At 38.4% G+C, this 9,315-nt stretch carries 7 protein-coding genes, 2 tRNA genes and 1 other annotated feature; of the genes, 8 read left to right on the top strand and 1 reads right to left on the bottom strand.

The annotated features are described in order from the left end of the window. Positions 1–47: 47 nt before the first annotated feature. The 6 genes from AC4PG8_RS13265 to mdrT all read left to right on the top strand — a co-directional run bounded on the left by AC4PG8_RS13265 (position 48) and on the right by mdrT (position 4,454). A tRNA-Asn gene (locus tag AC4PG8_RS13265) sits at positions 48–123 on the top strand. A 24-nt stretch (positions 124–147) separates the two neighbouring features. Then, positions 148–220: transfer RNA gene (locus AC4PG8_RS13260), tRNA-Thr, on the top strand. Between the two features lie 430 nt (positions 221–650). Continuing rightward, positions 651–1,187, top strand: coding sequence for a matrixin family metalloprotease (locus tag AC4PG8_RS13255; RefSeq protein ID WP_185539337.1), 537 nt, complete (start codon positions 651–653; stop codon positions 1,185–1,187). Positions 1,188–1,203: 16 nt separating this feature from the next. Next, entirely contained in the window at positions 1,204–1,851 is a 648-nt protein-coding gene (locus tag AC4PG8_RS13250; RefSeq protein WP_185511467.1) for a hypothetical protein, read from the top strand. A gap of 133 nt (positions 1,852–1,984) precedes the next feature. Continuing rightward, complete coding sequence (brtA, locus tag AC4PG8_RS13245) at positions 1,985–2,872, top strand: bile-regulated transcriptional regulator BrtA (RefSeq protein WP_492170435.1); 888 nt, start codon at positions 1,985–1,987, stop codon at positions 2,870–2,872. Positions 2,873–2,972: 100 nt separating this feature from the next. Continuing rightward, positions 2,973–4,454: a cholic acid efflux MFS transporter MdrT gene (gene mdrT / locus AC4PG8_RS13240; protein WP_003768433.1), complete on the top strand. Its 1,482-nt coding sequence runs from the start codon at positions 2,973–2,975 to the stop codon at positions 4,452–4,454. Positions 4,455–4,502: 48 nt separating this feature from the next. Here the strand turns inward: mdrT and AC4PG8_RS13235 are convergent, their stop codons facing one another. Then, the gene (locus AC4PG8_RS13235) at positions 4,503–5,345 is read right to left on the bottom strand and encodes an SAM hydrolase/SAM-dependent halogenase family protein (protein ID WP_003768432.1); all 843 of its coding nucleotides are present in this window, start codon (positions 5,343–5,345) and stop codon (positions 4,503–4,505) included. Positions 5,346–5,413: 68 nt separating this feature from the next. Then, positions 5,414–5,663 (bottom strand) — a binding site (T-box leader). Between the two features lie 180 nt (positions 5,664–5,843). Here AC4PG8_RS13235 and fdhF point away from each other — a divergent pair. Together fdhF and AC4PG8_RS13225 are read left to right on the top strand one after the other, a co-directional pair. Beyond that, positions 5,844–8,831, top strand: coding sequence for a formate dehydrogenase subunit alpha (gene fdhF, locus AC4PG8_RS13230; RefSeq protein ID WP_492170434.1), 2,988 nt, complete (start codon positions 5,844–5,846; stop codon positions 8,829–8,831). After that, the gene (locus AC4PG8_RS13225) at positions 8,831–9,307 is read left to right on the top strand and encodes a helical membrane plugin domain-containing protein (protein WP_185541105.1); all 477 of its coding nucleotides are present in this window, start codon (positions 8,831–8,833) and stop codon (positions 9,305–9,307) included. The genes fdhF and AC4PG8_RS13225 overlap by 1 nt, the downstream gene beginning before the upstream one ends. Positions 9,308–9,315 lie beyond the last annotated feature (8 nt).

Raw genomic sequence — 9,315 nt, 5'->3', positions numbered from 1 at the left:
GGGGGCTTCCCCCTGCGAGAGTAGGTCGCTGCCGGGCAATTTATTATTCCACAGTAGCTCAGTTGGTAGAGCAATCGGCTGTTAACCGATCGGTCGCAGGTTCGAGTCCTGCCTGTGGAGCCATTTTTTTATTTGAAAGGCTTTGCTGCCGCTTTAGCTCAGTTGGTAGAGCACTTCCATGGTAAGGAAGGGGTCGTCGGTTCAAATCCGACAAGTGGCTTAATATAATATGCTTCTACTTAGAATGTTTCGCTAGTATGCGAGGCTTTTTTTATTTGTCTAAAAATAATAAACACCTTATCAGAGTATACATATGCATTATTATTCAATGTGTTTTTATGAAAAATGTTAAGTAATTAAATAAGTATCGAATTTTCTTGGATTTATTATTATTATATTGAGGGAAATATGTATTTTTCTACATAATTAAAAGATTGGTTGTATAAAATATGAATAACAAGCTAATACGTGTAGGATTTTAACAATGAAACAATTATAAAAGTCAATTTGTGTGGAAATAAAACAAAATTTTCTTTATTTTTTAGTAGTCCGTTACAAGAAACAGCCCTTTTCTTTCGTTTTCGGTCATACATCGCATTATTATGATACCTTATATATGTGTAAGAAAATTTTAAAAAGGAGATAACATCATGAGAAAAAAAACTGCGGTAACAATTTTGCTTTTTATTGTACTATTGACAACGATTCTAATGCCAACGAATGCAAATGCCTATACTAAATTAGGTTATTCTTTAAGTAAATCAAATGCTAAGAATTTTAAATTTTATATTAATGGGTCGGCGATGGGTTATAAAAATATAATTATTAATGGAGCAAAATCTTGGAATGCTTCTCCATATTTAAATACGGTAAGTAAGGGACGAGATGCAAAACCTCACTTTATAATTAGTAGTTCAACTCAGGACAGAGGGGCAACTATTGCTGTCTGTGAAACTTGGGCATATAAAGGGTCTAAATTAGTAGCGAAAAATGAAATAACTACTTTTAAAGCTTTTAGGTCTTTATCTGTAGGTGATAAGACTGAAACTATAGCTCACGAATTTGGCCATGGCCTTGGTTTAGGACATGTGAAAACGAAGAATGCAATCATGCTAGATGTTGGTTTTACAAAGAAAATAAAACCACAAAGGGATGATTTAAACGGTATTAAAGCAATATATAAATAAAAAGGAGGATTGAAAAATGAAGAAAAGTATTATAGTTATCATAGGATTAGTGAGCATAGTTGGATTGATGGGCTGTACTAATGATAAAAATATAAATGAAAAACAAATAGTAGGAAAAGAAATCGAAAAAGTGGAACAAAAAAGTAGTATAGTTTCTTATAATGGAAAGTATCTGGATCTTGCAGAAAATATTGAAGAACTAGAAGAAAGTTCCCCTATCATTGTCACTGTAACGAAGCGCTCTGAAAAAAAATCTATTACAAAAGAATCAAAAAATAGCAATGTGCCTACAGAATTTTATACTATGAGTGAAGTAGTTATAAATAATATAGAAAAAGATGAAACGAAGACTTTAGAAGAAAATAAAACGATTAAAGTATTAGAAGATAGTGTTGAAAATGTTAAAATCGATGGACAAGAATACGATTTAACGATTGATGGGTATAAAAATATGAAAGAAGACGAAGAATATACGCTATTTATAAGGAAAAGTACATCTGGAGATAATTATGTACTTACAAATGCTATGTTAAGTAAATATCCTGTTGCTGAGTTGAGTGAAAGTGAGCTGTTCCTTGAAAATGAGGAAAACAAGGAAGAAGCGATAGATATGAAAGATACGTATAAGGATATATATAAGGAAGTTCTAAGTGATTATAACTAAAAAAATATGTATCTTATGACCCTGGGAATAAAACTGGGGTCTATTTTTATGGAGGCTTTATTACATATCTTGAATAGGTCGTATAAATAGATTATACTAGGGGTATAAATATGAGGACGGATGGGGTGTTTTTTTGAAGGAGAAGAAGCAGCGGATTATTAAGTCAGCTAAAGAGGTGTTTCAAAAGCAAGGGTACTTGAAGACTTCTGTACAAGATATGGTGGATGCGGCTGGGATTTCTAAGGGGACTTTCTATAATTATTTTACTTCGAAAGAGGAGCTGGCCATTGTCATCTTTAAGCAGGAGTATTCTGTATTGCATCAGCGTTTGGAATATACGATGGCGCTAGATGGGACGAAGAAAGATAATTTTACGGAATGCTTGAAAATTATTATTCATTTTTATACGGAAAATGGGGAGATATTGAATATTACTTTTTCGCAAACGATGATTGATGATGACTTTAATGCGTTCTTGCAGAATGTTCGACTTAAGAATATGGAATGGGTTAAAAATCAGCTTTTAGAGGTTTATGGAAAGGAAACGGAGCCTTATATTAACGATATTACGATGCTCTTGAGTGGGATGGCGGCGATGTATGTCTTTGCGAGCGGTAGTAAAAATGTTGACTCTAGTTTAATTGAAAGAGCCATTCCGTATGTTGTGAGAAGGCTAGATGCGCTTGTTAAAGATATATTGGAAAGCGGAGAAATTATTTTTACTGAGGCTGATACAGAGAACTTGGTGCCAGATCAAACGATGATCCGTAAGAAGCGTCTTGCTAAGTTACGAGAAGCGCTTGAGGAGCTTAATGTAGGAATTGAGAATGCGGATATTGCTGATTCGGACAAGTGGCAATATAAAGAATCGATGAATGCACTTGTTGGTGAGATTAATAATAATGAGGCGCCGAGAGATTTCATGGTTCAAGGCACACTTTTATATCTTAAACAGCACGTACCGGCGACTTTAACCAAAGAAGTGAATAAATTAGAAGCGTGCGTGAACGGGCTTTTGTAAATTTTAGACTAACTAGTCACTTTTTATTGACTTGTTGGTCTTTTTTTATTATACTTCTATTATTCATCTGGAAATTTCCACATGGGAAGGGGTATTAATTTTGAATAGTACAGCAGTAGAACGGCCCGTTGATGTTAATGGGAAATCTTATAGTAGAAGTTTATTAGTAGTAACAATGATTATTGGGGCATTTGTAGCGATTTTAAATCAGACGTTACTAGCAACGGCGCTTCCAATGATTATGGATGATTTGCATATTACAGCAGCAACAGGGCAATGGTTAACAACAGCTTTCTTGCTGACAAATGGGATTATGATTCCGATTACAGCACTTTTAATTGAAAAAATTAGTTCAAAAACGTTATTTATTACGGCGATGACTGTATTTACAATTGGTACAATTATTTCGTCTGTGGCGGGTTCATTCCCGATTTTACTTACTGGTCGTATTGTTCAAGCGGCTGGTGCGGGTATTATGATGCCTTTACTTCAAACAATATTCTTGCTGATTTTCCCTCGTGAAAAACGTGGGGCAGCGATGGGGCTGATGGGACTCGTTATTGCGTTTGCTCCAGCGATTGGTCCAACATTATCAGGTTGGATTGTGGATTCATATGATTGGAGAGTATTATTTATTATTTTAATTCCAATTGCGGTTATTGATATTATTTTAGCCTTTTTTGGAATGAAAAAAGTAGTGAAGTTAACTGATACAAAAATTGATTTTCTTTCCATCGTGATGTCTTCAATTGGTTTTGGGGCTTTGCTTTACGGATTTAGTTCAGCTGGTAATGATGGCTGGGGAGATGCGACGGTTATTACGACATTAATCATTGGTGTCGTTGTTATTGCGTTATTTGTATGGCGCCAACTTGTTATTGAAAATCCAATGCTTGAACTGCATGTGTTTAAATATCCAGTATTTTCATTGTCTGTTATTCTTGGTTCAATTGTAACGATGGCAATGATTGGTGCGGAGATTGTATTACCACTTTATATTCAAACGATTCGCGGGGAGTCTGCGCTTCAATCTGGGTTACTATTACTTCCAGGTGCGATTATTATGGGGATAATGAGTCCGATTACGGGGATTATTTTTGATAAAATTGGAGCGAAATGGTTAACGATTACTGGGGTTACAATTTTGACTATCGGTACGATACCATTTATGTTTTTAACAATGGATACGCCGCTTTGGTATATTGTTGTGTTTTATGCTGTGAGGTTCTTCGGGATTTCGATGGCGATGATGCCAGTTTCGACAGCGGGAATGAATGCACTTCCTAACCACTTAATTAACCATGGTTCGGCGGTGAATAATACAATTCGTCAAATCGCTGGTTCGATTGGGACTGCGGTACTGATCACTGTACTAACAAATGTGACGAAAGATAATATGCCGGGTAAAGCGCTTATGGCGACTGATCCAGCTGGTTTTGCTCAAAAAGCGCAAGATGCTAGTCTGGACGGAATGCGTGCGGCGTTTATGGTTGCAGCAATCTTTGCGGCTTTAGGGATGATCTTAAGTTTATTCCTTAAAAATAAAAAACAAGAGCCAATCGTCAAAGAATATACCAAATAATATCAAAACAGGGTCAAACATCCAATTTGGATAAATGACCCTGTTTTTTTATATTTTTTTAAGAGAAACTTTCCAGCTGGTGCCTGTTCCTACCGAATATGCGTCTACGAAGGAACCTTGATTGATGCCGAGCCCAAGATTATCAAGTGAGTTTACATAGATGAGTGCTTCTCCAATGCGTAAGTCTGCGAATGAGCGGCTATAGGTAACGAAATTTTTATAAACTACGCGGTCGTGGTGTTTGATCAGAACTTCGATGGAATCGCCGTATTTTGCGCCAAGTTGCAGGAAATCAGTCCGGCGAATATTTGTCCAAAGGTTGCCAAATGGGCGGTCGATTATATCAATTGTTCCATAAGCCTGTTCATCTTCTAAATAAGAGTCACTTAGGCTTAACGAAACAATGGACTCAGGTGTGGCTTCAGGACCAATATCTTCAAAACTAATCACACCAGCAGCAAGTCTCGCCGCAGTATAGGCAAAAATATCTCTACCGTGGAATGTATGAGAAGCACCTGACCTTGGAAGGCGATTTTTCTCTTCATCAATCAGACGAACCGCTTTAATCGTTCCGTAATGGGCAATATGTGTTAAAGTTCCGTTGTCTGGTGTAATAATATAATGACCATCCTCTGTTAAAACTACTACACTGCGACGTTTTGAACCAACACCTGGGTCGACAATAGATACAAAAATCGTAGCTTCAGGCCAGTAAGGAACAGTTTGTAAAAGACGATAAGAAGCTTCCCAAATATTAAATTGAGGAATTTGATGCGTTAAATCGTATATTTGTAAATCACTACTAACACTATTAATCACACCATACATAGCACTAACTGCACCATCACTAATACCAAAATCAGATTGTAAAACAAGTAGCTGTTTTGTCATTTTAAACTCCTCCATTTCGGGCAATTTAGGGCAAAATAAAAACTCGCCCTCGTCCAAAAAACTCTTGGAATAAGGGCGAGAAAAATTTCACGCGGTACCACCTTAATTTATTTTCAGCTTACACTGAAAACCTCAAATAAGCATTTATGCAAAATACTTAGGGCGTTTGATAACGGACGCCAAATCCGTTGTGGCTTACTTATTTTCAGCGACAAAGCTCAGAGGCCATTTTCGGACATTGTTTTTTGTTCCTTTTCAGCAGTGGGAACTCTCTTTTTGAAAAAACGGATGTCGTACTTTTCTCGTCATAGCTTTGTTATAAAGAATACAGAAAAGTTGGATAAGTGTCAATGAATATAGCATGATTTGTGAGGGGAATCGCATAGTAGTGCTATGTGAGAACGATTATCAACTGTCTTTTTACTGTGATTTTTAAGTAAGAACTGTTATAATATAAGCGAAAATTGTAAACGCTTTCTCTATTTAGGAGGTAATGTGATGGGCGCAAAAGTATCAGTGCGAATTAATGGTGAGGCGCGGGATGTGGTGGAAGGAACGCGAATACTGGACTATTTAAATGCAGAAGGAATACAGCATCCGCATATTTGTTATAGTGAGCAAATCGGACCTATTCAATCTTGTGACACGTGTATGTGTGAGGTTGACGGGGAGCTTATGCGGGCGTGCAGCACGAATCTTACAGATGGGATGGAAATTAAAACAAATTCAGAACTAGCTAAAGATGCTCAGTTAGAAGCAATGGACCGGATTTTGGAAAATCATTTACTGTATTGTACGGTTTGTGATAATAATAATGGCAATTGCAAAGTACATAATACAACAGAACTGCTTGGCGTCGAGAAACAAGATCGCCCATACCGGGAAAAGGGCTACTTAAATGATTTTTCGCATCCATTTTATCGCTATGATCCGGATCAATGTATTCTTTGTGGGCGCTGTGTGGAGGCTTGTCAACAAGTTCAAGTGAATGAGACGCTTTCGATTGATTGGGAAAGAAGTCAGCCGAGGGTTATTTGGGATGATGATCGTCCAGCGAATTTATCATCTTGTGTTTCGTGCGGACTTTGTGCGACAGTATGCCCATGTAACGCTTTAATGGAAAAATCAATGCTTGGTAAAGCTGGCTTTATGACCGGACTTGATGAAGACATGCTAGAACCAATGATTGATATGGTGAAAAAAGTCGAGCCGAATTATCAAACCGTTTTTGCAGTGTCGGAAATGGAAGCGGCAATGCGGGAAACGCGAACGAAAAAAACGAAAACAGTTTGTACATTTTGCGGGGTTGGTTGTACGTTTGAAGTATGGACGAAAGACCGCAAAATATTGAAAGTCGAGCCAACTGGGGAAGGTCCTGTGAACAAATTTGCTACGTGTGTGAAAGGGAAATTTGGTTGGGATTTTGTTAATAGTGAAAAACGGATTACGACACCACTGATTCGCGAAGGAAATGAATTTGTGCCAGCGAGTTGGGAAGATGCTATTCACCTAGTTGCAACAAAACTACGCGAAATTCAAGCTAAATATGGAAATGATTCGCTTGGTTTTATTAGCTCCTCTAAAACGACCAACGAAGAAAACTATTTGATGCAAAAACTAGCGCGTCAAGTCTTTGAAACGAATAATATTGATAATTGTTCGCGTTATTGTCAGGCGCCTGCTTCGGATGGACTTACTCGTACAGTTGGCATTGGCGCGGATTCAGGGACTGTAGAAGATATTGAAAGTGCGGGACTCGTGATTATTGTTGGCGCATCTCCAGCAGATGGCCATCCGGTACTTGCCAGCAGAATTAAACGAGCACAAAAAACACGCGGTCAAAAACTGATTGTTTCAGATTTGCGGAAACACGAAATGGCGGAGCGCTCAGATTTATTTATCCATCCAAAACAAGGAACTGACTTTGTTTGGTTAACCGCAGTCGCTAAATATATTATTGACCAAAATTGGCATGATCAGGTCTTTATGGAAAATCGAATTAGCAATGTGGCGGATTATCTAGCATTTTTAGAACCATTTACACTGGAATACGCGGAAAAAGAAACGGGATTACCGGTTGAAACACTTAAATTAGTGGCGGAAATGATTCATGAAGCAGATGGGACAGCGGTTTGTTGGGGAATGGGAGTTACGCAAAACATTGCGGGATCGCATACATCATCAGCTATTGCTAACTTGCTTCTTGTAACTGGAAACTTTGGAAGACACGGGGCGGGTGCTTATCCGCTTAGAGGTCATAATAATGTTCAAGGCGCTTGTGATATGGGCTCATTACCAAATGTTTTACCAGGAATTCAGCCACTTGGAAATGAGGAAGTTCGCGCTCGTTTTGAAGAAGCATATGGGGTGTCGATTTCACCAGAACCAGGTTTGAAAAATAACGAGATGCTTGATGCAATTGAAGCTGGGACACTTCATTCTATGTACGTCATTGGTGAGGAAATGGCTTGGGTTGACTCTAACTCCAATCACGTGCAAGAAATCCTTTCGAGCCTTGATTTCTTTGTTGTTCAAGATGTATTTCTATCAAAAACGGCTCAATTTGCCGATGTTGTTTTCCCTGCTGCTCCATCACTTGAAAAAGAAGGAACATTTACCAATACAGAGCGCCGTGTACAACGACTTTATGAAGTTTTAGAGCCGCTTGGAGATTCTAAACCAGATTGGTGGATTATTCAAGAAGTGGCAAGAGCATGCGGAAGAACAGACTGGAATTATAACCACCCGAGTGAAATTATGGACGAAATTGCAAGTTTAGCACCATTTTTTGCAGGTGTTCGTTATGATCGGATGCAAGGATTTAATAGCCTTGTGTGGCCAGTTAGTGCGGACGGGAAGGATATGCCGCTACTTTATGAAGAACGATTTAATTTCCCTGATGGCAAAGCACAGTTCTCGACATTGCCATATATTGCGCCGATTACTTTCCCGGAAGAATTTAATTTAACGCTTAATAATGGCCGTTTATTGGAACAATTCCATGAGGGTAATTTGACGGATAAATCAAAAGGCTTGGATTATAAATTACCGGAAGTATTTGTGGAGGTTTCGCATGAATTAGCTAAAGAACGCGATATTGAAAGTGGTTCGCTCGTTCGTTTAAGTTCGCCGTATGGTCGCATCAAGCTTCGGGCGGTTGTTACTGAGCGGATGAAAGGCAATGAAGTCTATGTACCGATGCATTCAGTGAGTAGCGAAACAGCGGTAAACCTTTTAACTTCAAGTGCTGGGGACGTTCGGACAAAAACACCAGCATACAAACAAACCAAAGTAAATCTAACTGTACTTGAAAAAACTGGGAAAAATCCACTTCCAGATCACAATCCGCGGAACCGTAAAAGATTCCCGCAAAATGGGGCTGAGGTGGAGCGCAAGTGGTCAAGAGAAGATTATCAACCGATTTCTAAAGTGAACTGCGCCTGTGGTGGAAACTGCGGATGTGGGGGGGAAGGGAGGAATCATTGATGGCAGAACCAATTTCAACGATTCGTGATACAAAAAAGACACCAGAAGAACTAGAGCAAGAACGTTTAGCGCAAATGAAAGCTGACATTGCTGAACAAGATTCTGGTTTTATCGAAATAGTAGAAACGGTAAAATTATTGCAAGAGTCTGGAGCGCTAGAAGCTTTAAATAGCGCGATTAAGGCACGGGGAGATATTACGAAAACATTTTTAAATGAATGGCGTAAAGAACCAATGACAAATGCGATAAATAATATGATGATTTCAAGTAAACTGCTAACCGATACAAAACCAGAGCAAACCGAGGAAATGATTTCAAATTTAAAGGATGCAGCGAAAAAAGCAGAAGAAAGTGCAAAAAACGACGAAATCATGGGTATGTTAGCGATTATGAAGGCGCTGAAAGACCCAGATATTAACCGCGCGCTCCGTTACGGCATGACTTTTTTGAAAGAAGCAGGGAAAACATTAAAATAATCATTTGA

The organism is Listeria sp. MAN/IMW/UF555 (assembly GCF_058684075.1).
The sequence above is the reverse complement of the archived record's forward strand: the minus strand, read 5'-3'. Positions and strand labels throughout refer to the sequence as shown.

Excerpts from the sequence above, each read along its gene's own strand:
- AC4PG8_RS13255 (WP_185539337.1), top strand. The coding sequence starts at position 651 with ATGAGAAAAAAAACTGCGGTAACAATTTTGCTTTTTATTGTACTATTG.
- AC4PG8_RS13250 (WP_185511467.1), top strand. The coding sequence starts at position 1,204 with ATGAAGAAAAGTATTATAGTTATCATAGGATTAGTGAGCATAGTTGGA.
- AC4PG8_RS13235 (WP_003768432.1), bottom strand. The coding sequence starts at position 5,345 with ATGACAAAACAGCTACTTGTTTTACAATCTGATTTTGGTATTAGTGAT.
- fdhF (WP_492170434.1), top strand. The coding sequence starts at position 5,844 with ATGGGCGCAAAAGTATCAGTGCGAATTAATGGTGAGGCGCGGGATGTG.
- AC4PG8_RS13225 (WP_185541105.1), top strand. The coding sequence starts at position 8,831 with ATGGCAGAACCAATTTCAACGATTCGTGATACAAAAAAGACACCAGAA.